The organism is Stenotrophomonas sp. 71799_Sma, assembly GCF_056482505.1.
This window is the reverse complement of sequence record NZ_CM151202.1, coordinates 3,508,482-3,532,134: the sequence shown is the minus strand read 5'-3', so window position 1 is coordinate 3,532,134 and position 23,653 is coordinate 3,508,482. Positions and strand designations below refer to the sequence as shown.

At 67.8% G+C, this 23,653-nt stretch carries 21 protein-coding genes; 9 read left to right on the top strand and 12 right to left on the bottom strand.

From position 1 onward, the window contains the following. Nucleotides 1–49: 49 nt before the first annotated feature. The 4 genes from ACZK4Z_RS16490 to ACZK4Z_RS16475 all read left to right on the top strand — a co-directional run bounded on the left by ACZK4Z_RS16490 (nt 50) and on the right by ACZK4Z_RS16475 (nt 2,912). Nucleotides 50–796, top strand: coding sequence for an S-methyl-5'-thioinosine phosphorylase (locus ACZK4Z_RS16490; RefSeq protein WP_010482830.1), 747 nt, complete (start codon nt 50–52; stop codon nt 794–796). A gap of 88 nt (nt 797–884) precedes the next feature. Next, complete coding sequence (locus tag ACZK4Z_RS16485; RefSeq protein ID WP_005410590.1) at nt 885–1,091, top strand: cold-shock protein; 207 nt, start codon at nt 885–887, stop codon at nt 1,089–1,091. Between the two features lie 102 nt (nt 1,092–1,193). Then, nucleotides 1,194–2,462 carry an FAD-dependent oxidoreductase gene (locus ACZK4Z_RS16480; protein WP_125895833.1) on the top strand — a complete coding sequence of 423 codons (1,269 nt, stop codon included), beginning with the start codon at nt 1,194–1,196 and terminating at the stop codon, nt 2,460–2,462. Nucleotides 2,463–2,642: 180 nt separating this feature from the next. Next, nucleotides 2,643–2,912 carry a hypothetical protein gene (locus tag ACZK4Z_RS16475; RefSeq protein ID WP_032129345.1) on the top strand — a complete coding sequence of 90 codons (270 nt, stop codon included), beginning with the start codon at nt 2,643–2,645 and terminating at the stop codon, nt 2,910–2,912. 1 nt (nt 2,913) lies between these two features. Here the strand turns inward: ACZK4Z_RS16475 and pdeM are convergent, their stop codons facing one another. From pdeM to ACZK4Z_RS16455, 4 genes are read right to left on the bottom strand one after another with little or no spacing between them, the layout of a single operon-like run. After that, nucleotides 2,914–3,555 carry a ligase-associated DNA damage response endonuclease PdeM gene (gene pdeM / locus ACZK4Z_RS16470; protein ID WP_125895834.1) on the bottom strand — a complete coding sequence of 214 codons (642 nt, stop codon included), beginning with the start codon at nt 3,553–3,555 and terminating at the stop codon, nt 2,914–2,916. After that, a complete protein-coding gene (locus ACZK4Z_RS16465; protein ID WP_125895835.1) occupies nt 3,545–6,004 on the bottom strand; it encodes a ligase-associated DNA damage response DEXH box helicase in 2,460 nt (819 codons plus the stop codon). Before ACZK4Z_RS16465 ends, pdeM begins: the two co-directional genes overlap by 11 nt. After that, nucleotides 6,001–7,608 (bottom strand): ATP-dependent DNA ligase, encoded by a 1,608-nt coding sequence (locus ACZK4Z_RS16460; protein ID WP_125895836.1) that lies wholly within the window; start codon nt 7,606–7,608, stop codon nt 6,001–6,003. The genes ACZK4Z_RS16465 and ACZK4Z_RS16460 overlap by 4 nt, the downstream gene beginning before the upstream one ends. Further along, on the bottom strand, nt 7,605–8,603 hold the full coding sequence (locus ACZK4Z_RS16455) for a ligase-associated DNA damage response exonuclease (protein WP_125895837.1): 999 nt from the start codon (nt 8,601–8,603) through the stop codon (nt 7,605–7,607). The genes ACZK4Z_RS16460 and ACZK4Z_RS16455 overlap by 4 nt, the downstream gene beginning before the upstream one ends. Before the next feature lie 113 nt (nt 8,604–8,716). On the opposite strand from ACZK4Z_RS16455, the gene ACZK4Z_RS16450 reads away from it, so the two are divergent. Then, on the top strand, nt 8,717–10,354 hold the full coding sequence (locus ACZK4Z_RS16450; RefSeq protein ID WP_125895838.1) for an acyl-CoA dehydrogenase family protein: 1,638 nt from the start codon (nt 8,717–8,719) through the stop codon (nt 10,352–10,354). A gap of 308 nt (nt 10,355–10,662) precedes the next feature. Here ACZK4Z_RS16450 and ACZK4Z_RS16445 read toward each other — a convergent pair whose 3' ends face one another. From ACZK4Z_RS16445 to ACZK4Z_RS16435, 3 genes are all read right to left on the bottom strand, one after another. Next, nucleotides 10,663–11,073: a hypothetical protein gene (locus tag ACZK4Z_RS16445; protein ID WP_014647982.1), complete on the bottom strand. Its 411-nt coding sequence runs from the start codon at nt 11,071–11,073 to the stop codon at nt 10,663–10,665. Nucleotides 11,074–11,229: 156 nt separating this feature from the next. After that, complete coding sequence (locus ACZK4Z_RS16440; RefSeq protein WP_004153024.1) at nt 11,230–11,571, bottom strand: hypothetical protein; 342 nt, start codon at nt 11,569–11,571, stop codon at nt 11,230–11,232. A 124-nt stretch (nt 11,572–11,695) separates the two neighbouring features. Then, on the bottom strand, nt 11,696–12,871 hold the full coding sequence (locus ACZK4Z_RS16435; RefSeq protein ID WP_121504604.1) for a thiolase family protein: 1,176 nt from the start codon (nt 12,869–12,871) through the stop codon (nt 11,696–11,698). A 183-nt stretch (nt 12,872–13,054) separates the two neighbouring features. On the opposite strand from ACZK4Z_RS16435, the gene ACZK4Z_RS16430 reads away from it, so the two are divergent. Beyond that, nucleotides 13,055–15,895, top strand: a complete 2,841-nt coding sequence (locus ACZK4Z_RS16430) for a S8 family serine peptidase (RefSeq protein WP_478450919.1) — start codon at nt 13,055–13,057, stop codon at nt 15,893–15,895. Nucleotides 15,896–15,939: 44 nt separating this feature from the next. On the opposite strand, the gene ACZK4Z_RS16425 is transcribed toward ACZK4Z_RS16430, so the two are convergent. Beyond that, nucleotides 15,940–17,037 carry a Glu/Leu/Phe/Val dehydrogenase dimerization domain-containing protein gene (locus ACZK4Z_RS16425; protein WP_125895918.1) on the bottom strand — a complete coding sequence of 366 codons (1,098 nt, stop codon included), beginning with the start codon at nt 17,035–17,037 and terminating at the stop codon, nt 15,940–15,942. A gap of 278 nt (nt 17,038–17,315) precedes the next feature. Here ACZK4Z_RS16425 and ACZK4Z_RS16420 point away from each other — a divergent pair, with 278 nt between their 5' ends. Continuing rightward, nucleotides 17,316–18,392 (top strand): HDOD domain-containing protein, encoded by a 1,077-nt coding sequence (locus ACZK4Z_RS16420; RefSeq protein WP_032129353.1) that lies wholly within the window; start codon nt 17,316–17,318, stop codon nt 18,390–18,392. A gap of 3 nt (nt 18,393–18,395) precedes the next feature. Here ACZK4Z_RS16420 and ACZK4Z_RS16415 read toward each other — a convergent pair whose 3' ends face one another. The 3 genes from ACZK4Z_RS16415 to ACZK4Z_RS16405 form a co-directional block, all read right to left on the bottom strand. Continuing rightward, nucleotides 18,396–19,961, bottom strand: a complete 1,566-nt coding sequence (locus ACZK4Z_RS16415) for a phospholipase D family protein (RefSeq protein WP_125895920.1) — start codon at nt 19,959–19,961, stop codon at nt 18,396–18,398. Between the two features lie 93 nt (nt 19,962–20,054). Then, the gene (locus ACZK4Z_RS16410; protein ID WP_032129355.1) at nt 20,055–20,753 is read right to left on the bottom strand and encodes an RNA pseudouridine synthase; all 699 of its coding nucleotides are present in this window, start codon (nt 20,751–20,753) and stop codon (nt 20,055–20,057) included. 47 nt (nt 20,754–20,800) lie between these two features. Continuing rightward, nucleotides 20,801–21,301 carry a M48 family metallopeptidase gene (locus tag ACZK4Z_RS16405; protein WP_049421271.1) on the bottom strand — a complete coding sequence of 167 codons (501 nt, stop codon included), beginning with the start codon at nt 21,299–21,301 and terminating at the stop codon, nt 20,801–20,803. Nucleotides 21,302–21,363: 62 nt separating this feature from the next. Between ACZK4Z_RS16405 and ACZK4Z_RS16400 the strand changes: the two genes are divergently transcribed. Together ACZK4Z_RS16400 and ACZK4Z_RS16395 are read left to right on the top strand one after the other, a co-directional pair. Next, nucleotides 21,364–21,921 (top strand): DUF2058 domain-containing protein, encoded by a 558-nt coding sequence (locus ACZK4Z_RS16400; RefSeq protein WP_293799312.1) that lies wholly within the window; start codon nt 21,364–21,366, stop codon nt 21,919–21,921. Between the two features lie 160 nt (nt 21,922–22,081). Beyond that, nucleotides 22,082–22,348, top strand: a complete 267-nt coding sequence (locus ACZK4Z_RS16395; protein ID WP_032129365.1) for a DksA/TraR family C4-type zinc finger protein — start codon at nt 22,082–22,084, stop codon at nt 22,346–22,348. 699 nt (nt 22,349–23,047) lie between these two features. On the opposite strand, the gene ACZK4Z_RS16390 is transcribed toward ACZK4Z_RS16395, so the two are convergent. Further along, the gene (locus ACZK4Z_RS16390; RefSeq protein WP_080291803.1) at nt 23,048–23,641 is read right to left on the bottom strand and encodes a mechanosensitive ion channel family protein; all 594 of its coding nucleotides are present in this window, start codon (nt 23,639–23,641) and stop codon (nt 23,048–23,050) included. Nucleotides 23,642–23,653: the final 12 nt, after the last annotated feature.

Sequence of the window (23,653 nt, the reverse complement as noted above, 5' to 3'; positions counted from 1 at the left end):
CGCCGGCATCCTCGGGTGCCGGCGTTCGTCTTTTCATGGAGTGCTTCGAATGCAACAGATCGCCCTGGCCGTGATCGGCGGTACCGGTGTCTATAACCTGGCCAAGCTTGACGACGTGCAGACCCACGAGGTCGACACCCGCTTCGGCCGTCCGTCGGGCCCGGTGCGCGTTGGTACGCTGCTCGGCCATCGCGTGGCGTTCCTGGCGCGGCATGGCGAAGGCCATTCGCTGCCGCCGCACAAGATCAACTACCGCGCCAACCTGGCCGCGCTGCAGCAGCTGGGCGCGCAGCGCGTGCTGGCGTTGAACACGGTGGGAGGCATCACCGAACACTTTGGTCCGCGCGTGCTGGCCTGCCCGGACCAGATAATCGACTACACCTGGGGCCGCATCAGCACGATCTGTGAGGAAGAAGGCACCGACGTGGTCCACGTTGATTTCGGCCACCCGTACACACCAATGCTGCGCAGCAAGATCCTGGCGGCGGCCAAAGTGACCGGCGTCACGGTCCATGACGGTGGCTGCTACGGCGCAACACAGGGCCCGCGCCTGGAAACCATCGCTGAAATCGCCCGTATGCGCCGCGACGGCTGCGATCTGGTGGGCATGACCGGCATGCCGGAAGCCGCCCTGGCACGCGAGCTGGGGCTGGATTACGCCTGCCTGGCGATCATCGCCAACTGGGCTGCCGGCTGTGGTGATGGTGAGGAGATCACGATGGCCGAAGTGCTGGCCAACGTGCAGGCGGCCGGCAACGGACTTCCGGAACTGGTGGGCGAATTGGCACGGGGGTGATTGTCTTCCCCGAGCAAGCTTTGCATACTCAGCTTGTGCGCGGGTTCAGCGTACACCACCCATTCATTGCATAAGGTCTCGCATCACCATGCCGAACGGTACCGTCAAGTGGTTCAACGACGCCAAGGGATTTGGCTTCATCTCGCCGGAGGATGGCAGCGCCGACGTGTTCGCGCACTTCTCCGCCATCAACTCCAAGGGCTTCCGCAGCCTGCAGGAAGGCCAGCGTGTCACCTATGACGTGACCCAGGGCCCGAAGGGTGCCCAGGCTTCGAACATCACGCCGGCCGAGTGATCCACTCGACAGTGCGTTGAAAACCCCGCTTCGGCGGGGTTTTTTTTGCGCGGATTGCCCGCGACCCGCTCGCGACCCACCCGCCTCGGGCACAATGCGGCCATGACGGAACGACTGCGCATCGCCGTGATCGGCTACGGCACCGCTGGACAGGCAGTGTCCATCCTGCTCACCCGTGACGGCCACGAGGTGGAGATCTTCGAGCGCGTGCCCACGCCGGGGCCGGTGGGTGCCGGTTTCCTGCTGCAGCCCAGCGGCCTGCAGGTACTGTGGCAGATGGGCCTGCTTGATTCCGTGCGCGCACATGCCGCGCCGGTGCACCGCCTGTATGGCGACACGCCGTGCGAGCGCGCGGTGATGGACATGCGCTACGAGGGACTGGATGCGCGCCTGCACGGCCTGGGCATGCAGCGCGGGGCCTTGTTCTCGCTGTTGGACGAGGCGCGCGCAGGCGAGGGCCAGCTGCATGCCGGTACCACCATTACCGAGGTGGATGCCGAACACGGCCGTCTGCGCGACAGCGACGGGCGCACGCATGGCCCGTTCGACCTGGTAGTGGTCGCCGATGGCGCCGCGTCGACGCTGCGCGGCACGATCGCCGGCGGTGCCGGGCTGGACCGCGTGTATCCGTGGGGGGCGCTGTGGTGCCTGCTGCCGGCCGAGGACTGGCCGCACGTGCAGGAGCTGCGGCAGCGTTACGTGGCCGCGCGCAAGATGATCGGACTGCTGCCGGTCGGCACGCGCCCCGGTGATGACACGCCGCGCCTGAGTTTCTTCTGGAGCCTGCCACGCGCTGACTTCGAACGCTGGCAGGCCGATGGCATGACGCCCTGGCTGGATGAACTGCATGCACTGTGGCCGCAGGCCAGTGCGCGCTTCGCCCATCTGCGTGATGCCGGCCAGTTGGCGCGCGCGGTCTACCGTGATGCGGTGATGACGCGCTGGTACCACGGCCGCATGGTGCTGGCCGGTGATGCCGCGCATGCGATGAGCCCGCAGCTGGGGCAGGGCGTGAACATGGCGCTGTTGGACGCGCTGGCGCTGCGCGATGCGGTGCGCACCTATGGCGGCAGCACGGTCGCGCTGCAGGCCTACCAGGCGCAACGCAGGGCACACGTTGCGGTGTACCAGCGCTGGAGTCGTTGGCTGACGCCGCTGTTCCAGTCCGACCGCGACGCCTGGGCGAAGGCGCGTGACGTGCTGCTGGGCCCGATGGGGCGCCTGCCCGGTGGCCGTGGCCACATGCTGCGCGTGCTCAGTGGCACCCAGCACGGCTGGTTCGGTGCACTTGCACTGGATCCGGCGTTCGTCGACGCACTGGCCACTGCAGCGGAAATGCCTCGTATCAACGCGATTTCGGCCAATGCGTGAAGCGCGTCGTCACCTGAATTAACGGTTGCCTCACCGCCGATATGCGAGAAGTAGGTTGCACGCGATTGCGCGTCGCCCGTTTTCCTTTCCGTGATCAACATCGCGCGTGGCCCGGGCGGCGCTGCCGTTGCGGCCTGTTGCGGCCCGGACGTGCCGCCTGTTGTTGAAGAGGAGGACGCCATGTTGTTCGCGGTCGAGGAGCTGGAATCGGAAATCTGCAAGCTGCGCGGATTGCTGCAGATGCTGCACGAGGACCAGCCCGACGTACTGGAGGACGTGTTCGAGTTCCATGTCGGCAGCCTGATCAGTCATGCATCAGCGGAGCACCACGCGCGCATCCGCACCTGCGCGCAGGAAATGCTGGCGGCGATCCAGGCGTTGCCGCGACGACGTGAGGGCGACACGCCTGATTTCCAATTGATGCCGCAGCTGGGCATTCGTCCGGCCTGATTCAAGCCACCGGCAGTTGCACCAGGCCGTTTTCCACGCAGGCGACCCTTTGCTCGCCGCGGGCGGGCACGGGCACGATGCCGGCAGTGAATGCGGAGAAGGCCGGCAGCACCGTCATCCGCTCACGCAGCCAGAACGCGGGGAAGCGCCGTCGCAATGGCGGCAAGGTGACCTGCGGATGCAGATGCCCGGCGATCACATGCAGCTCTGCATCGGGCATCGGCTCATGGCGAAGCAGGAACGGCTGCAGCCGTACTTCATCGTGGATCTGTACCTGCAACTGAGCATGCGGCAGCTGGCGGTCGTGATTGCCACGCAGGACATGCACGTCCAGCGAAGCATTGCGTTCGCGCCATGCCAGCCATTGCTGGTACCACGCAGCGCGATGCGCCGGTCCATGCAGGATGTCACCCAGGATCCACAGCTCGCGACAGGCATGCCTGTCCAGCAGCCCCTGCAGGCGTTGCAGGTCTTCGCCGGTGCCGCCGCTGGGCAATGCGATGCCGGCGCGGCGGAATACATCGGCCTTGCCCAGGTGCAGGTCGGCGATCAACAGCGCCTGCCGCGCGGGCCAGTACAGCGCACGCGCGCCAAGCAGAATCAGCGATTCGCCGGCGCGCAGCAGCGGCAGTTCATCGGCCATGGCGGCGCTCCAGCTGCTGGGCCGCACGTTGCACGCGGGTGCACCAGTCCTCGTTGCTGAACTGCCCGCGTTGGCGTTCAGCCCATAACGGGAAGCCCAGTGGCGTGAGTGATGTCGGGTGCTGCACGGAGAGGACCTGCATGCCGATCCTTGCCAGGACCTGCTGTAGTCCCGGCAGATCCAAGCTGTCGTGCAGCACTTCGCGTTCGGCCAATGCCAATAGCAGGTGACCGGGGTCATGCTCGCGCAGTACGTCGTAGAGCAGGCCTGCCGAGGCCTGCAGCTGGCGCAGCGATCGCGGCATACCGCCGGGCAGGCTGGGGACCAGCAGGCCCGCTACGCGTGCGATGCCACGGAACTGGCGGCGCGCCAGCTCGCCCAGGTTCACCGCGGCACGCAGATCGTCCAGCAGCTGATCGGCGGTGAACAATGCACGCCATTGCGCCGCATCCAGTTCGATCGCCTGCGCCGGTGCCAGCACCAGGCCATGATCGTTCACCGCGTAGCCGATGCTGTTGCGCTGCCGGCGGGTACAGCGCAGTGCCAGCAAGGCGGCCAGCGCCTCGTGCACGTGACGGCCGGCAAAAGGGTAGACGAACAGGAACTGGCCGTCGCGGCGCCGCACCTCTTCCACCAGCAGATGCTCTGGTCCGGGAAGCGTCGACAACTGCTGCTGCAGTGCCAGCAAGGGGGACAACCAGCGTGATTCGGCACTGTCGTCGGCGCCGGACAGTACCCACTCCAGCTCGCGGCCGAGCGGCATCGACAGTGGCAACTGGCCTCCCTGCCAGCGCGGCACCACACCATCACCGCGCCCTCGTGCCAGCCGCACGAAGGCGGTCATGTCGCGCAGCTGCACCAGTTCCAGCAGGCGCCCGGCGAACTGGAAACGGTCGCCGCGACGCAGGCGGCTGGCGAACTGTTCCTCCACGGCGCCCAGGCCACCTCCGCGCAGGAACTGCACGCGCACGCTGCCATCGCTGCTGATGGTGCCGATCGACAGCCGATGTCGCAGCGCCTGGCGACGGTCGTGCATGCGGTACCGGCCATCGGCATCACGCGCGACCTTGTGGAAATCGGGGTACTGGGCCAGAGCCTGGCCGCCCTGCACGATGAACGTCAGCACGGCCTGCCACTGGTCTTCGCCGAGCGACGCAAAGGCATGTGTACGCCGTACCTGCGCCAGCAGCGCATCGCTGTCGAAGCCACCGGCCAGCGCGCGGCTGACCGCATGCTGGGCCAGCACATCCAGCGACAGCGTCGGCGGCCTGCGCGCTTCGACCACGCCTTGGGCCAATGCACGGCGCACCGCGGCGTATTCGGCCAGCTCCAGTGCATGGCTGGGCACGCACAGGATGGAACCGCTGGCACCCGGGCGGTGACGCGCACGTCCCGCGCGTTGGCGCAGGCGGGCCACGCCCTTCGGGCTGCCCAGCTGCAGTACCTGCTCAACCTCGGGGAAGTCCACGCCGAGGTCGAGGCTGGAGGTGGCAACCACGCAGCGCAGCGCGCCCGCGCGCAGGCCATCCTCGACCTGCTGGCGCAGCGCTGGATCCAGCGAGCCGTGGTGCAGCGCAAGCGTGTCCGGGGCTTCCGGCCAGACCGCGGCCAGCGCCTGATGCCACAGTTCTGCCTGCGCACGGGTGTTGGTGAACAACAGGCTGCTGCGTGCCCGCATCAACGCGTCCAGCACCCGCGGCAGCTGCGCCAGGCCCAGATGCCCGGCCCACGGAAAACGTTCGCCGGGTTCCGGCAGCAGGCTGCGCACGCTGATCGCGCGCGGGCGCACGCCCTGCACGATCGGCGCGTCGGGCTGTCCGGGCAGCAGCACGTCGCGCGCCTCTTCCAGGTTGCCCAGCGTGGCCGAAAGCCCCCACAGCTGCACTGCAGGCGCAGCTTCGCGCAACACCGCCAGGTTCAACTGCAGCAGCACACCGCGCTTGTTGCCCAGCAGCTCATGCCATTCGTCCACCACCACGCAGCGCAGCTGGCGCATGCGCGGCAACGTATCCGGATAGCTCAGCAGCAGCGCCAGTGATTCGGGCGTGGTTACCAGTACGTCGATGCGGCCTTCGCGGGCCTGGCGCCGCTCGCGGTTGCTGGCGTCACCGCTGCGCAGGCCGACACGCCATCCCAGTCCCAAGCCGTCGACGACGGCCTGGAGCGCGCGTGCGGTATCACTGGCCAATGCGCGCAAGGGCGTGACCCACAGCACCTGCAATGGGCGCACCACACTGGCGCGGCGGGGCGAGGGAGGTGGATCGATCAGCGCCTGCAGCAACGGCCCGCCGAACATCGCCAGCGTCTTGCCGCTGCCCGTGGGCGTATGCAGCAACCCGGATTCGCCGGCCAGGTAGTGGCGCCACATCGCGCGCTGGAAGGGCAGTGAGCGCCAGCCGCGTGCCGCGAACCAGTCTTCCAGCCGGCGCAGTGCCTGGCTGCGGGTCATCGCGCCAGCGCCTGCAGGCTGGCCAGCTGATCGGCCTCGCTGGCAGGCTTGTCGTGGCGCCAGCGCAGGATGCGCGGAAAGCGCACGGCGATCCCCGATTTGTGCCGGCTGCTGCGGTTGACCGCTTCGAAACCCAGCTCGAACACCTGTTCGGCGCGTACGCTGCGCACCGGCCCGAAACGCTCGCGGGTGTTGGCGCGGATCCAGCGGTCAAGCGCGAGGATCTCCTTGTCGTCCAAGCCCGAATACGCCTTGGCCACCGGCACCAGCGTGTCGCCGTCCCAGACGCCGAAGGTGTAGTCGGTGTACAGCGTGCTGCGCCGCCCATGGCCAGCCTGTGCGTACAGGAGCACCGCATCGATGGTGAGCGGATCGACCTTCCATTTCCACCAGTCACCGCGGCGTCGCCCAGCCAGGTAGGGCGAGCCGCGTCGTTTCAGCATCAGCCCTTCCACGCCACGTTCGCGTGCCACATCGCGCATCGCCGCCGCCTGCGCCCAGTCGACGGCGGCAACGTCGGGCGACAGCTGGATCCGCACATCGTCCAATGCGCCGATGACCGCGGCAAGCCGCGTACGCCGTTCCTGCAACGGCAGCTCACGCAGGTCCGCGCCGTCGTGCTCCAGCAGGTCATAGGCGAGCACGCGTACCGGCGTGTTGCGCAGAGTCGCTGCTCCTGGCTTGCGACGCTGGATGCGGGTCTGCAGGGCGGTGAATGCGCGCGGCAGGTTGGCGGTCTCGTCCCAGGCCAGCAGCTCTCCGTCCAGCACGCAGCCCTCCGGCAACGCCATCGCGGCGTGCTCGATCTCGGGGAAGCGGCCATCCAGTCGTTCCTCGCCACGGGACCACAGCGCGACTTCGCCACGCCGGCGCAGCAGCTGCAGGCGTATGCCATCCCATTTCCATTCCAGCAGCCAGTCGTCGATCGCGCCGAGGCGTTCGGCAGGATCGCCTTCCAGAGGGGAGGCGAGGAAGAAGGGGTAGGGCTGCTGGCGGTCGGACGGCAGCTCGTCCGGTGACAGCAGTTGAGCCAGCAGCCCGGGCGAGGGGACCCACTCGCCGAGCATGCGCTGGGCGATGCGTGCGATGTCCAGGCCGGACCATTCCGCCAGTGCCTGCTGTACCAGTCGCTGCGAAACGCCAACGCGCAGGGCGCCGGTCAGCAGCTTGTTGAACACCAGGCGTTCGCTGCTGCACAGCTGCCGCCACCCGGCGACGACCGCAGCGCGGCGTACTGCCTCGGGTTGGTTGGCCACGGCCAGCAGATGCTGTTCGATCCAATCAGCCAACGGGCGGTCGGCGGCTGGCTGCGATGGATCATCCAGCAGCAGGGTCAGCGTTTCGGCCAGGTCACCCACCTGCGCGTAGCTGTCTTCCACCAACCAGGGAGGCAAGCCGGATTCTTCGGCAATCCAGCCGCGCAGTTCGCCGCTGGCGGCGATCTTCCGGCGTGCACCGCCCACCTTGCCGCCGCTGAGCAGGTACAGCGCCCACGCCGCATCATGCGCACGCGCGTGGCGGAAGTAGTCGACCAGCGCCGCACGCTTGTCCAGTGTCGCGGTGCTGCGGTCCAGGCGCTGGTAGAGCGCAGCGAAGGCCTTCATTCCTCGCTCCCGAAATCGGTGCGGAAGGCTTCGGCAGCCACGCCGCGCTCGCGCAGGAACGGAATCAACGCATCGGTATTGCCATGGGTAGCGATCACCCGCTGCGCGCCTGTCTGTTCGATGGTCTGCAGCAGTGCTGGCCAATCGGCGTGATCGGAAATGACGAAACCGCGATCGACATTGCGGCGCCGGCGGTTGCCGCGCAGTTGCATCCAGCCCGAGGCGAAACCCAGCTGGTGGCGGCCGAAGCGGCGCATCCATGGTGTGCCCGCGGCCGAGGGTGGGGCGAGGATCAACTGGCCCGCCGCGTCCGGCTGGCGGCCCTGTTCGGCCACGGCGAGCGTCTCCAGCATCGGTACGCCGGCCTGCCGGTAGACCGCCACGCCATTGGCGATGGCGCCGTGCAGCCAGGCTGGTCGATCGTCCAGCTGCAGCAGCTCGGCCAGCACCCGCTGTGCCTTGCCCAATGCGTAGCACAGCAGGATCGCGGCTTCGCCACGTTGTTCGCATTCGCGGCGCCACGCCAGGATCTCTGCAGCCACCGCCGGCGTGTCCGGCCAGCGGTAGATCGGCAGTGCGAACGTAGCTTCAGTGATGAAGGTATCGCAGGGCACCACTTCGAACGGTGTGCAGGTCGGATCAGGCTGTCGCTTGTAGTCGCCGGAGGCTACCCATACCTGCTGCCCGTCGTCGATGCGTACCTGTGACGAACCGAGTACGTGGCCGGCCGGATGCAGCGATATCTGCACCTGCCCGAGGCGGAACGGCACACCCTCGGCATGCGCCTGCACCGGCACGTCACCCAGGCGCCAGCGCAGGATCGGCAGGCTGCCTTCGCTGCAGTGGTACTCCCTCATGCCCGGGCGGGCATGGTCGCCGTGGCCATGGGTGATGACCGCGCGCGCTACCGGTCGCCACGGGTCGATATGGAAATCGCCGGCGGCGCAGTACAGCCCCTCCGGGCGCAGCACCACCAGATCGTCGTTGCCTGCCATGCGGTCACTGTGGCCTGCGTCTCGTGCAGAGGGTGAGAACCGGCCTGAACACGGGCTTGGCAGGCGATGCGGCACAATCGGGCCGCAGACCTCTTGCCGCCAGGATGGACCGGATGAGTGGACCCAGCTTCAGCAGCAACGCACCGTATGAAACCCATGTGGTGTTGAACCAGCCGCCGCCGTTCGCAGGGCGACAGTTGTGGACCGACGACGTGGCGCTGATGGAGGCCGTACAGCGCGAAGGCGCCGCCAGCTTCGCGCCGCGACTGGGTGTCTATGGTGCACTCGCCGGTGATGAACTGTACCGGCTGGGCTTCGATGCCAACCGTGATCGTCCGCGGCTGCGCACGCATGATGCACAGGGCCATCGCATCGACACCGTGGAGTTCCATCCGGCCTATCACCAGTTGATGGACACGGCAAAATCGCACGGTGTCGCTGGATTGTCCTGGCATGAGCCGCAGCCTGGCGCGCACGTGGCACGTGCGGTGTTGAGCTACCTGCATCACCAGGCCGAGGCGGGCACCAGCTGCCCGTTGACCATGACCCATGCGGCAGTGGCGGTACTGCATTCGCAGCCGCATCTGGCCGAGTGGGCGCGCAAGGCCGCTGCGCCGGTCTATGACCCGCGCGACGTGCCGGTGGCGGACAAGGCCGGCATCACCCTGGGCATGGGCATGACCGAGAAGCAGGGCGGCTCGGATGTCCGTGCCAACAGTACGCGCGCCGAACCGATCGATGGCGAGCGTTACCGTCTGGTCGGCCACAAGTGGTTCTTTTCTGCACCGATGTGCGATGGCTTCCTGGTGCTGGCGCAGGCGCCGGGAGGCCTGACCTGCCTGCTGATGCCGCGCCGGCTGGCCGATGGTGACCGCAATGCGTTCCGGTTGATGCGGCTGAAGGACAAGCTCGGCGATTGGGCCAACGCTTCCAGTGAGGTCGAGTTCTGCGGCGCACAGGCATGGCGCGTGGGCGAAGAGGGGCGCGGCGTGGCCACCATCATCGGCATGGTGATGATGACCCGCCTGGACTGCATGCTGGGTGCAGCGGCGGAGATGCGCATGGCGCTGGCGCTGGCGCTGCACCACGCACGTCATCGACGTACCTTCGGCAAGCTGCTGGTCGAGCACCCGCTGATGACCAACGTGCTGGCTGATCTGGCGCTGGAGTCGGAAGCGGCCACGGTGTTGGCGATGCGGATCGCGCGCGCGGTGGATCGCGCCGGTGTGGATGCCAATGAAGCCGCGATGGCGCGGTTGGGGACGGCGCTGGGCAAGTACTGGCTGTGCAAGCGCGCGCCCGCCTTCGTCAATGAAGCGCAGGAATGCCTGGGCGGTGCGGGCTACGTGGAGGAGTCGATGCTGCCGCGCCTGTACCGGCAGGCACCGTTGAATTCGATCTGGGAGGGCAGCGGCAACATCCAGTGCCTGGATGTGCTGCGTGCGCTGGCGCGCGAACCGGAGGCGATGGCGGCGCTGCGCGGTGAGCTGGCATCGGTGGCTGACCGTGATGGGCGCTATGCAGCGGCATTGCAGCGTTGGGCAGCGGCACCGCCACCGGAGGAAGCGCAGGCGCGGCTGTTCTGCGAGCGCACTGCGCTGCTGCTGCAGGCGGCGCTGCTGCTGCGTGCGCGCAGCCCGATGGCGGAGGCATTCGTGCGTAGCCGGCTGGAAGGGGAGCACGGGCTGGCGTTCGGGACGCTGCCGGCGGGGGTGGAGCTGACGGCGATGCTGGCGCGCGCGCTGCCGTAGGAGGCGGCCAACGGCGGAGCCCCTCGTGGTGGGCGCTGATACTGATGGGTGGGCCGCGCGGGTAGGTCGCGCAGGGGGCGCTGCAAGTACGTCCATGTAAGCTCGGGCGCGCCATCCATGGCGCTTACGCCCCTGCGCAACCTACCCGCGCGTCCGTGGACACTTTCCGTACGCGTCCAGCACGGAATCAACAGAAAGAGCAGAGAGCGAAAAGCAGAAAAGCCGCGGCAGTGCCGCGGCTTTTCCTGTGCAGCCGAGCCGATGCTCGGCTGGTCGGTAGCGCCGGGCCATGCCCGGCGAACGAACCGTTAGTGCTTGGCTTCTTCCTTGGCGGCGTTGGCCTTGGCGTCATTGGCGACATCGCGGGCCTTGTCGGCGACCTTCTGTGCGGCGTTCGCAGTGGCGTCGCTGGCGTGTGCGGCGGCATCGGTTGCGGCGTCCTTGGCCTTGTCGGCGGCGTTGGCGGTGGCGTCTGCAGCCTTGTCCAGCGCCTGCTGGGTATCGGCGGCGGCCTGCTCGGACGCGGCAGCGGTCTTGTCGGCGGCGTCGCGGGTGGCTTCGGCGGCCTTGTCCACGGCGTCACGGGCGGCAGCGCCTGCGCTGTCGGCAGCCTGCTGTGCGTCCTGCTTGGCCTGTTCGGCTTCGGGGCCCTTGCAGGCGGCCAGGGCCAGCAGCAGGGAGGCGGCCAGCAGGGTGGTGGTGATCGGACGAATCTTCATGGCGGTCTCCGGTACTGCAATGGATGGGGACGCCAGCCTATTCATGCCGTTGTGAAGACGGGGTCGCGATGCAGCGGCTCAGTCGCGCGCATTCGAAAAAGAAAAAGCCGCTGGCGAACCAGCGGCTTTTCCAGAACAGCGTGAAGAAAGAAGTTATTACTTCTTGGCTTCTTCAGCAGCGTCCTTGGCCTTCTCAGCGGTGCCTTCAGCAGCCTTGGCAGCGTCAGCAGCGGCGCCGGCAGCGGCGTCGGTGGCAGCAGCGCCAGCCTGGGCAGCAGCGTCAACCGAAGCGTCAGCAGCGGTGGCGGCGGTGTCAGCGGCCTGCTGGGCAGCGTCGGCGGTCTGGGCGCCAGCAGCGGCGGCCTGGTCGGCAGCAGCCTGGGCTTCGGTGGCGGCTTCGTTGGCCGAAGCAGCGGCGTCCTGGGCAGCTTCCTGCTTCGAGCAGGCGGCCAGGGCCAGAGCCAGGGACATCGCGACCAGCAGCTTGTTGATGCTCATTGTGTAAATCCTCGTCGTTAGAATTAGGCAACGCGCATGCTGCGCGCCGACAACATGATGACAAGCCAAGATTGGGTGTCAAGCGATCCCGCATTCATTTTTGCGAAATCATCGTTAAATCTTTTTAAATCAATTCGATGGCGATTGCGGTTGCTTCGCCGCCGCCGATGCACAGGGTGGCAATGCCGCGCTTGCCACCGCGCGTGCGCAGGGCGTTGACCAGGGTCACCACCAGACGTGCGCCGGAGGCACCGATCGGATGGCCCAAAGCGCAGGCACCGCCATTCACGTTGAGCTTGTCGTGCGGGATGCCCAGTTCGCGCATCGGCGCCATCGCCACCACGGCGAAGGCTTCATTGATCTCGAACAGATCGACCTGGTCCAGCGACCAGCCGGTCTTGTCCAGCAGTTTGTGCAGCGCGCCGATCGGGGCGGTGGTGAACCACTCCGGTTCCTGCGAATGGGTCGCGTGGCCGACGATGCGGGCCAGCGGGGTGATGCCGCGAGCGGCTGCATCTTCCTCGGTCAGCAGGACCACTGCAGCAGCGCCGTCGGAGATGCTGGAGGAACTTGCGGCGGTGACGCTGCCGTCCTTCTTGAAGGCCGGGCGCAGGGTCGGGATCTTGGCGATGTCCGAGCGGCCCGGCTGCTCGTCGGTGGCGACCTCGACCTCGCCCTTGCGGGTGGCGACCTTCACCGCGACGATTTCATCGGCGAACGCACCGTTGGCCTGCGCCGCCTGCGCGCGCTTGACCGATTCGATGGCGTAGGCGTCCTGCTCTTCGCGGCTGAACTGGTATTTGTCCACGGCGCATTCGGCGAATTCACCCATCGCCTTGCCGTCATAAGCGTTGACCAGGCCATCGTGGGCCATGTGATCGACCGCCTGGAAGTTGCCGAAGCGGTTGCCGGTGCGCGAGTTCGGCAGCATGTGCGGCGCGTTGGACATCGATTCCATGCCGCCGGCGACAACGATGCTGGCCGAACCGGCCTTGATCAGGTCATGACCGAGCATGATGGTCTTCATGCCCGAGCCGCACACCTTGTTCAGCGTGGTGGCACCGGTCGACAGCGGGATGCCGGCAGCGATCGCCGCCTGGCGGGCGGGCGCCTGGCCGAGGTTGGCCGGCAGCACGCAGCCCATGAGGACTTCGGAAACGTCGCTGGCCGGGATGCCCGACTGTTCCAGGGCGGCAGCGATGGCGGCCGCGCCGAGGGTCGGGGTCGGCACGCCGTTGAACTGGCCGAGGAAGGAGCCGATGGCGGTGCGCTTGGCGGCGGCGATGACGATGTTGGACATGGCAATCTCGTTGATGCGTAAGCAATGTTCGGAAAGGAGACCGGGGGCCGTTGGATGTGCCCCGGTTTCCCGGCAGACTGCGTGGGGGTCGACCCAAGTATAGAGGGTCGGGGAGGGCCGCCGCTGGGCGCGGCCGCACGCCTGCCGGGATGAAGGCAGGACAACGTTCATGGGAAGGAATCGATGGAACGCACGATGATGGTGAGGTCCGCCCTGGGAACCGCGCTGGCGGTAGCGCTGACGGCCTGTGGTGGAGGTGGCGGGGGCGGCAACGTGCGCATCGATACCCCGCCACCACCGCCGCCACCGACTACCCCGCCACCGACGACGCCGCCCCCGGTCAAACCGCAGGAGCCGGCCTTCGACGCGCATCTGTCAGTCACCAATGCGCGCGCCGCACAGGCTGCCGGCCTGACCGGCCAGAACGTGCGCATCGGCATCGTCGACTCCGGCGTGCAGCGCAATGCGGTGGCGTTGAATGGCCGGGTGCTGGCCAACCTCAACTACATCGATCCGGCCAGGAACAATCTGGGTGTCGATGATGTGGTCGGCCACGGCACCGCCGTGGCCAGCCTCGCCGCCGGCGCGGCAACGGGCTCCTGGCCGGGTGGCATCGCGCCAAAGGCGCAGATCGTGTCGGCACGGATCATTGCCGACAAGCCGCCCGTCGATGACGGCAGCGGCAAGGGCAATTCCTTCAGCGGCCCGCTGGGCGTGGCGCAGGTCCACCAGGACCTGATCAGCTACAACGTGAAGGTGATGAACAATTCGTGGGGCGGCCTGTACTGGACCGACCTGCCGACCACCGCGCAGGTGGCCGCCGAATATCGCCCCTTCGTGATCAACCATGGCGGGCTGGTGGTGTTCGCCGCGGGCAATGATGGCCGCAGCGAGCCGAGCAGCCTGGCCGCACTGCCCAGCCAGCAGGGCGTGGCCGGCACGCTGCCGGCTGCCGACCTGGAGCGCGGCTGGCTGGTGGCCACCGCCGTGGATCCGTATGCGCCCGGTACGCTGGCCAGCTATGCCAATGCCTGTGGCCAGGCGGCCCGCTACTGCCTGGCGGCGCCCGGCAGCGCGGTCTACCCCGATGCCAACGGTGGCAGCTACTACTGGAACTACGGCACGTCATTCGCGGCGCCCTTGATTTCCGGTGCGGCGGCGCTGGTCTGGGAGCGCTTCCCGTACTTCAGCAACGATCTGGTGCGGCAGACCCTGCTGGGCACCGCCAAGGATATCGGCGCGCCGGGCGTGGATCCGGTGTTCGGCTACGGCCTGCTCGACATCGGTCGTGCGATCAACGGTCCGGGTCGTTTCGACTGGGGTGATGTGGTCGCCAACGTGGATCTGGCCTCGACCGGCTCGGCGTGGCGCAACGATATCGTCGGCAGCGGCGGGCTGGTCAAGCAGGGCGGGGGCACCCTGGTGCTGGCCGGCAACAACAGCTACACCGGAGCAACCCGCATCGAACGCGGCATCCTGTCGCTGCAGAACGGTGGCGTGATCCGTTCCAACGTGACCATCCTCGGCCAGTCCGATCCGGATTCGACCGGCCTGCAGTTCAATGGCGGCACGCCCCGCGTGATCGGCAATGTGGCCAACGGCAGCAGCGTGTTCCTCACCACCGGCAACACCACCGGCACCATCGAGGGCAACTACACCCAGCAGGCCGGCGCACAGTTGATGATCGCACTGGGCGCCAATGCGCTGCAGGTCACCGGCAATGCCACGATCGACGGTGGCGTGCGCGTGCATGGCTTCGTTTCCGGCTACGTGCCACAGAACGGCAGCCGGCAGGACCTGATCCATGCGGCAGGCGGACTCAGCGGCGCCTTCAGTACGCCGGCTACCTCCAGTGGCCTGCAGGGGCTGTCATTGCTGCAGAGCAGCTACGGCTATGACAGCAACAACGCGTGGTTGAACCTGACCCAGGTCAGCGTCACCGCAGCGGCCAGCGGGCTGGGGGCGTCCGCCCAGGCGGCAGCACAGCGCCTGGAAGGTGCATTCGCAGCGCTGGACAAAAACACAGGCCTGCAGGGATCGGCCTTTGGTGCAGCGGCCGGTGCCCTGCAGTGGACCGGCGGTGGCCCGCAGGGCCTGGCCGCCAGCCTGCAGAGCCTGTCCGGTCAAGCGCATGCGCGAGCCGAAGCAGCGACCTTCGACAGCATCGACATGTCGCGGCGTGCGATCGCCGAGCGCTTTGATCGTGTACAGGCCGCACCGCGCCTGCGCGGGAGCTGGCAGAGCGCGCTGGGTGAGGCGGGGCAGGGCAGCTTCGCCGGCAACGCTGCCGACAGCCGGGGCTGGATGGCCGGCCAGGATCTGCCACTGGGCAGCAACGGCCTGATGGGCGTGGCGTTTGGCGAGACCCGCAGCACTGGTGGCAGCAGTTTCGGCGGTGATCGTGGGCGTGATCGCCAGGCGCAGGCGCAGCTGTACGCCGGCTGGAATCTGGGGCGTGGCTACGCGTTGGCCCAGGTGGGCAGCGGTCAGTTCACCCGCGCGCTGGATCGTCAGCTGCTGCTCGGTGCGGGTGCCTATGGCGTCTCCGCGCGGTACGGCGGCCGTTTCAGCAGTGCCAGCGTGGAGGGCGGGTATCGGCTGGGGCGTGCGGGTGCATCGTTGACGCCCTACGTCGGTGCCAGCACCACGCGTGTGGAGACCGACGCCTTCAATGAACTCGGCGGCTTTGGTTTCGGCCTGCGGGGCGATGCCAACCGCGTGCAGCGCAGCCAGATGCTGGCCGGTATCCGCGGCGAGCGCGGCTGGGGGCGTTGGACGCTGCGTGGGCATGCCGAATGGCAGCAACGGCTTGATGGTGCGGATGCGGACTGGCAGGCCAGCTTCGTCGGCGTCGATGCCTGGGCGCCGTTGGCGGGCTGGAACGCGCCGCGCGGCAGTGCGCTGATCGGCGTGGCGCTGGAATCGTGGTGGGGCCGCAATGGGCGCCTGAGCCTGGGCTTCGACCAGCGCGTTGGTGGCGAAGGTGCGCGGCAGGCCGCCTTGCACTACAGCACCGGCTTCTGAAGGACGGCTCGCGCCGGGTCATGCCCGGCGCGACATCGGCGGGTTCAACCGCCGCGCAGGTTGCCCAGGCGCGGGGTGCTGCGGCCCAGCGGCATCTTCAGCTTGCCGATCGACAGGATGCGGCTTTCGGCGATGCGGTCGGCGGCACGCTGCGGCGCGATGTTCTCGCGCTGCGACAGTTCGAAGATGCGGGTGAGGTTGTGGTAGATGCTGCGGATCAGGCGCATTGCGCGTTCGCGGTTGTAACCGTCGATCTCCAGCGACACGTTCATCACGCCACCGGCGTTGACTGCATAGTCCGGCGCATACAGGATGCCGCGCGCATGCAGCTCGTCGCCGATTTCCAGGCTCGACAGCTGGTTGTTGGCGGTGCCGCAGATGATCTTCGCCTTGATCCGCGGCAGCGTGTCGGCGTTGATCGCACCTTCCAGCGCGCACGGTGCGAACACGTCGGCGTTCACCTCGTGGATCTCATCCGGCTTGACTGCTTCGGCGCCGAAATCGCTGACCGCGCGATCAACCAGCGCGCTGTCCAGGTCGGTGACGTACAGCTTGGCACCGCGGTCGCGCAGCAGCTTCACCAGTTCCATGCCGATGTGGCCCAGGCCCTGCACGGCGATGCTGGTCTTGCCCACTTCCTCATGGCCGAACTTGAAGCGCATCGACGCCATCAGTGCCTGCAGCGCACCGTAGGCGGTGAACGGGGCGGGATCGCCGGAGCCACCATGGACCTGGTGCACGCCTGTCACGAACTGGCTTTCCAGGTAGATGTTCTCCATGTCGTTGACGTCGGTTCCGACGTCCTCGGCGGTGATGTAGCGCCCGCCCAGGGAATCGACATAGCGGCCGAAGGCACGGAACAGCACCTCGGTCTTGTCCACTTTGGGGTCGCCGATGATCACCGCCTTGCCGCCACCCACGTTGAGGCCGGCCAGTGCATTCTTGTAGGTCATCGTCCGGCTCAGCCGCAGCGCATCGGCCAGCGCCTCTTCGGTGCTGGCATAGGGGCGCATGCGCACGCCGCCCAGGGCCGGGCCGAGGGTGGTGTTGTGGATGGCGATGATCGCCTTCAGGCCGGCGTCGTGGTTGTGGCAGAACACCACCTGTTCGTGGCCGGTGGTGGCGAGGGTTTCGAATAGCATGGCGTCTCCGATGGCGCGATCAGCGGCGAACTGCAGCGAACGGCCAGTGAACGGTAGGGTCCCAAAACAAAAAAAGCGACGTCGTCGGTGCAGGGGGACGGGTCGCGCGGCGCCATTCTAGTCCATTCCCCCGGCCGGTGCCGTCGACATCGGTGGCCTTCCGGTTAAAGAAGATGAAAGTTCGGCCGATGCTGCGACGACGGCGGGTGGCCGGATTCGCGTGAAGAGGCAGGGCGGTCAGTGACGGCAAGGGCACCACAACGACAGGGCGGGCGGCGATGACGCCGGCCTGGTGGCGATCACTGCGTGGCTGGCTGGCGCGTTCGACCGGGACGGCACCGTCCCGGTTGGCGGCGGCGTCGCGGCAGGCGGTGGCGGCGGCTGCGGCCAGCCTGCAGGGCGAGGCTCTGCCCTCGGCCGAGATCGCTGCACATCTGCAGCGTGGCCTGCATGCACTGGCCCTGTACCCGCGCCTGGCCGGTGAATCCACGGCGGTGCAGGCCGCGGGGTTGGGCGAGGCGGTGGCGCGCGCGCTGCAGGACCGGGACTGGGCGGCCCGTCAGCTGCCGCGCCGCCCGCAACTGCTGCCGCAGCTGATCCAGACGGTCAACGACGATGCTGCGTCGGCGCGGGTGATGGCGGCGATCATCGGCCAGGACCCGGTGCTGACCGGCAACCTGCTGCGCATCGCCAACAGCCCGGCCTACAAGGTGCACGAGCGCCCGGTGGAAAGCCTGCAGCGGGCGGTGACGCTGGTCGGTACCGAAGGCGTGCGACAGATCATCAGCGCAGTTCTGGTGCAGCCGGTGATGCAGGTGCAGTGCGAGGTGTTTCCGCAGTTCAGCACGATCATCTGGGAGCACGCACTGCTGGCCTCGCGCGCAGCCGCTGACCACGCGCGCACGGTCACTTTCGGCGATGCCTTCGCCGCCCAGTGGCTGGGCCTGGTACAGGGGCTGGGGGCCGCGCTGGTGATGCGCCAGCTGCTGCAGGAAGCGCAGGCACGAGATGAAACGGTGGAACCGGCGCTGGCGCTGCAGCTGCTCCAACAGTGGTCGCTGCCGTTGGCGCAACGCGTGGCTGCGGCCTGGGAGCTGCCCGAGCCGGTGCACCAGGCGCTGGCGCCCGAGGCGGATGGCCCGCTGGCCGACAGCCTGCGCCTGGCCAGCGCGGCCGCAGCGGCCAGCCTGCTGTGCCGGCACGGACATGCCAGCCAGAGCCGCATGCTGGCCCTGCTTGAACAGTTGCCTTCGGCGCCGCCGCATGCCCTGCGCTGGATCTGGCGGCGCCTGCATGGGCGCAGCGTGGAAACACGGGATGACGCCGGACAGGAAGAGGCGGGTCCTGCGCCCTGAGCGCTACAGCTGCGATTCCACCGGCAGCCAGCTGATCACCCGCGCGGTCCAGCGCTTGCCCAGGCTGGCCCCGGGTTCGGCCTCCACCCAGTGCGGCGGTGGCTGCCGCTCCAGCCAGCGCAGGTCATCATCGCGCCCCAGCGCCAGCCACCAGCTGTGCTGCGGACCGGCCAGGCGCAGGTACTCGTCGCGCAGCTGTGCACCGAGCGCCGGGTCATCGAACAGCACGCCCATTTCGGTATTGAGGTAGGCCGAACGCGGGTCGAGGTTGAACGAACCGACGAAACCGCGGCGGTCATCGACCACGAATGCCTTGGTGTGCAGGCTGGCGCCGCTGCTGCCGAACAGGCTGGCATCCAGCTGGCCGTGTGCCTTCAGTTCGTACAGCTGCACGCCGGCCCTCAGCAGCGGCACCCGGTAGCCCATGTAGCCGCCGTGTACCGCTGCCACATCGTTGGCGGCCAGTGAGTTGGTCACCACGCCCACCTGCGCGCCGCGTGCGGCCAGCGCCGACAGCGCCTCGACCCCCTCGTTGCCGGGCACGAAGTAGGGCGAGATCAACAGCGCACTGCGCCGCGTGCTGCGCAACTCGTCGCTGAGACGGCTGACCAGCCAGCCGCGGCGATCGTCATCGCGGTGCTTCATCGGCGGATCGGAAGCGATGCGCACGTTCGCGCTCCAGTGCAGCGGTTCCGGGCTGGGCCGCTGCAGCGCGCGCGACTCGGCCACGCGTTGCAGGTAGGGCTGTGCCTTGGCATGCATGGCATCCAGGTCCGACTGCCGTACCAGCTGCTGCAACTGTGCATCGGTATACGAGGCCAGTGCGGAAATCGGGATCGCCGTGCTGCTGTTCCAGTAGTCGTCGAAGATCTGGTTGGCCTGCTGCACGGCGGGGCCGGCCACCACCAGATCCAGGTCCTGGAAGTTCACATCGTCGCGCGCGCTGAAGTATTCCTCGCCGATGTTGCGGCCACCGACGATCGCGATGCGGCCGTCGGCGATCCAGCTCTTGTTGTGCATGCGGTGGTTCACGCTGAAAGCGCGTTGCACCAGCTCCAGCGTGCGCGCGATGCCGCTGCGGTTGCGGAACGGGTTGTACAGGCGGATCTCGATGTTCGGATGCGCATCGAGTGCCATCATCAGCGCGTCCTTGTCCTTGGCGTTCATGTCGTCAAGCAGGATGCGCACGCGCACGCCGCGCTCGGCGGCGTCGTACAGCGCCTTGGCCATCAGATGGCCGATCAGGTCGTCGTGCCAGATGTAGTACTGCAGGTCCAGGCTGCGGCCTGCTTGCGCGGTGATCATCGCGCGCGCGGCGAAGGCGTCCATGCCATCACTGAGGAACGCCACGCCGGACTGCCCGGGGTGTGCGTCCTGCAGCGGCACGATCTGCTGGTCGATGCGGGTCTGCGCCGGCTGCAGTGGCAGCACATGCGAAGGTGCGCCCTGTGCCTGCGGGGTGAGGTGGTCGGCCAGCAGCAGCCCGGACAGGACCAGCAGCAACAGCGCGGCGAGGATGATCGCAGCGACGCGCAGCAGGCGTCGCCACAGGGGCTTGGGCAGGCTCATGCCCCGATGGTAGATCCACGCCGTGCGTGGATGAAAGCCAATAGACCCGCTGCAGTAGATCCACGCCATGCGTGGATGGCAGGGATTTCGCGGTCAGAAGCGCTCGTCGCTGCCCAGATAACGCCACTGCCCCGCAGGCAGCGGTCCCAGTGCCACGCGGCCAATCCGCAGCCGACGCACGGCCGCGACCTGCAGGCCGGCAGCGGTGACCGCCACGCGCAGGCCCTTGGCCGTCAGGCCCTTGCCGGCGAAGCGCAGGCGCTGCTCGCTCTGCCAGCTGACCTTGGCGCCGCCCGATTCCTGCTGCAGCCGCGCCATCAGCCACGGGCCGCGCTCGGGACCGCCTTCGGCCACTTCGATCAGGTATTCCTGTTCGGTGCGGCCCAGATTGCGCTGCAGATGGGCCAGCGTGGCCGGGTCCTGGCTGACCACCACCAGGCCGCTGTCGCTGGCCGGAAGCGAGGCGGCCAGCTGCAGGCCGTGGAAGTGACGCTGAAGCGGACGGATGTCGCTGGCATCAAGTTCGCTGCGGCTGTCACTGCTGACCAGCGCGCACAGGGTTTCAGCGGCAACGCCTGCCGGCTTGTGCAGCAGCATGCTGACCCGCTCAGCCTTTTCATCACTGGCCTGCTCGGCCACGACGATCACCGCGCTGTCATCGACCGGGCGCTGCGGCTGCTCTACCACCTCGCCATTGACGCTGACCCAGCCGCCTTCGATGTAGCGCCGCGCTTCACCGCGCGGGATGCCGAGCAGGGCGGACAGGCGTTTGTCGAGACGGATCGGTTCCATGGCGGAAAGGTCAGGCAGGGGGCGCGCAGTGTAGCCGCTGCGGCCGGTCAGCGCTGGCCGCGGTTGGCCAGCTCGGTCAGGTACAGGCGGGTATCGAACTCCAGCTGCAGGTACTCCGGCTCCATGTGCTGGCACAGCTGGTAGAAGGCCTTGTTGTGATCGGCTTCCTTCAGGTGGGCCAGTTCATGCACCACGATCATGCGCAGGAACGCCGCTGGTGCCTGGCGGAACACGGTGGCGATGCGGATCTCGCGGCTGGCCCTGAGGCGGCCGCCGTGCACGCGGGAGATGGCGGTATGGGTGCCCAGCGCATGCTTGATCACTTCCAGCGTGTTGTCGTAGCAGACCTTGTTGAGCGGCACCGACTTGCGCAGGTAGCGGTCCTTCAGCTCCTGCGTGTAGTCGTACAGCTGGCGGTCGCTGCGCACCTCGTGCGGATCGGGATAGCGCTGCTGCAGCCAGGGGCCGAGCTTGCCCTGCGCCAGTAGTTCACTGACCTGGGCGACCAGGGGTTCGGGATAGCCGGTGAGGTACTTCAGGACTGCCATGCAGGGGCGGCGGGGCGTCGGTAGAATGGGGCATCCAAGATTACACGCGGTACGCATCGACCATGGCAAAGCCCAACGCGCTGCAGGAACAATTGCTCAAGGCCGGCCTGGCCAAGAAGTCGCAGGCCAGCGCTGCCGCGAGCGCGCAGGCCAAGGCCCGGCAGGGCAAGGCCGAATCGACCTCGGGCGAGGTCCAGCGCGAGGCTGAACGGGCCCGCGCCGAGAAGGTCGAGCGCGACCGCGCATTGGCCGCCGAGCGCAATGCCCAGGCCAGGCAGGCTGAACAGAAGGCCCAGGCCCGGCAGATCATCACGGCCCATGCCGTGCCTCACAAGGGCGACGACGAGTACCGCTTCAGCGATGGCGCGGCGATCCGCACCCTGCTGATCGACCCCAAGCTGCGCAAGGCGCTGTCGGTGGGCGTGCTGGTCATCGTTGCCCACGGCGAGGGCTACGCCCTGCTGCCGCGCGCCGCTGCCGAAAAAGTGCGTGAACGCGCCCCGGAGGCGATCATCGTCGACCACGGCCAGCCGGGCTCGACCGCCGAGATCTCCACCGGCAATGCCGAGGACGACGCCTACTACGCGCAGTTCCAGGTGCCGGACGACCTGGTCTGGTAAGCCAAAAAGGGGACGGAGGGGATTAAGTCGCAAATGGCCTGATCCGGCCCGTCTGCCTTCTGCTCAGCTTGCTGAAGGCCTGCCGGTCATGGCTCGGCGCTACCGTTTGCTGCGCGGTGTATCGTCCCCATATCAGGCGACACACCTGCGGAGGATGGCCATGGCCACCGGTTGGGCGGGAGACGGCGCGGTCCAAGACCAGATCGACGCCACCGTCGACGATGCGATCGCCCGCGCGCGGCGCCAGCTGCGCGAGGGGCCTGGTCTGGAACATTGTGAGGAATGCGACGCGCCGATCCCGTTGGCGCGGCGCCAGGCCGTGCCCGGGGTACGGCTGTGCGTGGCGTGCCAGCAGGCGCATGATGACGAAGCGCAGGCGCATGCCGGCTACAACCGGCGCGGCAGCAAGGACAGCCAGTTGAGGTAAAGGTTGTTCGGCAGGGCTTGCCGCCCTGCACCTGCCGAAGCCTTCAAGCCAAGGCAACTTCAACGTCAAAAGCGGGCATTCCGCAGGTAGGCGGGACGGTGTGGGTAGGCAGGACACGCCGTAAACCCTTCCATGGGGGCTCGATGGCGCCATCCATGGCGCCAACGGTCCTGCCTACCCACACCGTCCCGCCTCTGACAGATTTCCGCGGCTGTTGGTAGGCGTCGACTTTGGTCGACACATCTGTCAGATATCGAATGAGTCATCCACGCATGGCGTGGATCTACCGTGTCGACCCAGGTCGACACCCACCAGGGCAATGCGTCGTTCCGACAGCTCGCGGAAATCTGTCGAAGGCGGTGTGGGTCCGGTTGAGGGGGCGTGAGCCGCATGGGCCCGAGGCATGCCTCGGGCGGGTTGGGCAGGACGCCCAACCCCGGTCTTGCCGTGTGCGCAGGAACGCGCACACGAGCAAGCGGCGACCGAGCTTACATGGGTGAGGGCGCTTTGCTTGCGAAGCACTGCTTCGCAAGCGCCCGAACGCACAGCCGCCAGCGGCTGGGCCGGGCCCCGGAGGGGGGACTTGCAGCGTCCCCCTCAACCGGATCCACACCGCCAACCCACGAAATGCCGGCTGTTGCTGGTGCTGTTGCTCCCGCTCGTAGCAGGTGCAGGGCGCAGCCCTGCCGAAAACCACCCTCAGCCGTCGCCCTGGATGCCGCCGGGGGCCTGCGCCGGGTCGCGCCAGCGGCGCACCGTGCGCTGGAAGAACAGGTTGTTCGGCAGCTGCAGCACCGTGCCCTCGTGGCCGTCGCCGGTTTCCTGCAGCGTGGTGTAGATCAGGTTCACGTCGATCACCCGGCCCTTCAGGCCCGGCTTCTCGCCGTTTTCCAGCACCTCGATGTAGTCGTGCAGGCGGAACGGGCGGGTGGTGAAGATCAGCAGCGTGCAGAAGATGTTGGACAGCACGCTCCACGCCGCGAAGAAGGCCACCGCGCCCACGGCTGCAAAGCCGGTGAACGCGGTCCACAGCACCGACGGCTTCGCGCCGAGCAGGCTGAGGATGTACAGCAGGGCACTGAAATAGACCACGAAACTGGTGATCCGGCGCGCGCCCATCACCATTTCCGGCGGCAGCGTGTAGTGCTCGGCGAAGCGGCGGATCAGGCGACGGGCGAGCACGCGCAGGAGCCATGCGACCAGCAGCACCAGTACGATCTGCAGCGCGACGCCGGCGTAGTTCAACCACGGGTGGGTCCAGGCGGGCAGGTGATCCTTCAGCGACAACATCATGGGGCGAAAACA

What these genes read in the sequence shown, in the direction of transcription:
- ACZK4Z_RS16405 (WP_049421271.1), bottom strand. Translation starts at nt 21,301, where the DNA reads ATGGCAGTCCTGAAGTACCTCACCGGCTATCCCGAACCCCTGGTCGCC.
- ACZK4Z_RS16435 (WP_121504604.1), bottom strand. Translation starts at nt 12,871, where the DNA reads ATGTCCAACATCGTCATCGCCGCCGCCAAGCGCACCGCCATCGGCTCC.
- ACZK4Z_RS16400 (WP_293799312.1), top strand. Translation starts at nt 21,364, where the DNA reads ATGGCAAAGCCCAACGCGCTGCAGGAACAATTGCTCAAGGCCGGCCTG.
- ACZK4Z_RS16395 (WP_032129365.1), top strand. Translation starts at nt 22,082, where the DNA reads ATGGCCACCGGTTGGGCGGGAGACGGCGCGGTCCAAGACCAGATCGAC.
- ACZK4Z_RS16490 (WP_010482830.1), top strand. Translation starts at nt 50, where the DNA reads ATGCAACAGATCGCCCTGGCCGTGATCGGCGGTACCGGTGTCTATAAC.
- ACZK4Z_RS16475 (WP_032129345.1), top strand. Translation starts at nt 2,643, where the DNA reads ATGTTGTTCGCGGTCGAGGAGCTGGAATCGGAAATCTGCAAGCTGCGC.
- ACZK4Z_RS16430 (WP_478450919.1), top strand. Translation starts at nt 13,055, where the DNA reads ATGGAACGCACGATGATGGTGAGGTCCGCCCTGGGAACCGCGCTGGCG.
- ACZK4Z_RS16390 (WP_080291803.1), bottom strand. Translation starts at nt 23,641, where the DNA reads ATGATGTTGTCGCTGAAGGATCACCTGCCCGCCTGGACCCACCCGTGG.
- pdeM (WP_125895834.1), bottom strand. Translation starts at nt 3,555, where the DNA reads ATGGCCGATGAACTGCCGCTGCTGCGCGCCGGCGAATCGCTGATTCTG.
- ACZK4Z_RS16415 (WP_125895920.1), bottom strand. Translation starts at nt 19,961, where the DNA reads ATGAGCCTGCCCAAGCCCCTGTGGCGACGCCTGCTGCGCGTCGCTGCG.
- ACZK4Z_RS16440 (WP_004153024.1), bottom strand. Translation starts at nt 11,571, where the DNA reads ATGAGCATCAACAAGCTGCTGGTCGCGATGTCCCTGGCTCTGGCCCTG.
- ACZK4Z_RS16465 (WP_125895835.1), bottom strand. Translation starts at nt 6,004, where the DNA reads ATGACCCGCAGCCAGGCACTGCGCCGGCTGGAAGACTGGTTCGCGGCA.
- ACZK4Z_RS16455 (WP_125895837.1), bottom strand. Translation starts at nt 8,603, where the DNA reads ATGGCAGGCAACGACGATCTGGTGGTGCTGCGCCCGGAGGGGCTGTAC.
- ACZK4Z_RS16480 (WP_125895833.1), top strand. Translation starts at nt 1,194, where the DNA reads ATGACGGAACGACTGCGCATCGCCGTGATCGGCTACGGCACCGCTGGA.
- ACZK4Z_RS16425 (WP_125895918.1), bottom strand. Translation starts at nt 17,037, where the DNA reads ATGCTATTCGAAACCCTCGCCACCACCGGCCACGAACAGGTGGTGTTC.
- ACZK4Z_RS16445 (WP_014647982.1), bottom strand. Translation starts at nt 11,073, where the DNA reads ATGAAGATTCGTCCGATCACCACCACCCTGCTGGCCGCCTCCCTGCTG.
- ACZK4Z_RS16410 (WP_032129355.1), bottom strand. Translation starts at nt 20,753, where the DNA reads ATGGAACCGATCCGTCTCGACAAACGCCTGTCCGCCCTGCTCGGCATC.
- ACZK4Z_RS16460 (WP_125895836.1), bottom strand. Translation starts at nt 7,608, where the DNA reads ATGAAGGCCTTCGCTGCGCTCTACCAGCGCCTGGACCGCAGCACCGCG.
- ACZK4Z_RS16420 (WP_032129353.1), top strand. Translation starts at nt 17,316, where the DNA reads ATGACGCCGGCCTGGTGGCGATCACTGCGTGGCTGGCTGGCGCGTTCG.
- ACZK4Z_RS16450 (WP_125895838.1), top strand. Translation starts at nt 8,717, where the DNA reads ATGAGTGGACCCAGCTTCAGCAGCAACGCACCGTATGAAACCCATGTG.
- ACZK4Z_RS16485 (WP_005410590.1), top strand. Translation starts at nt 885, where the DNA reads ATGCCGAACGGTACCGTCAAGTGGTTCAACGACGCCAAGGGATTTGGC.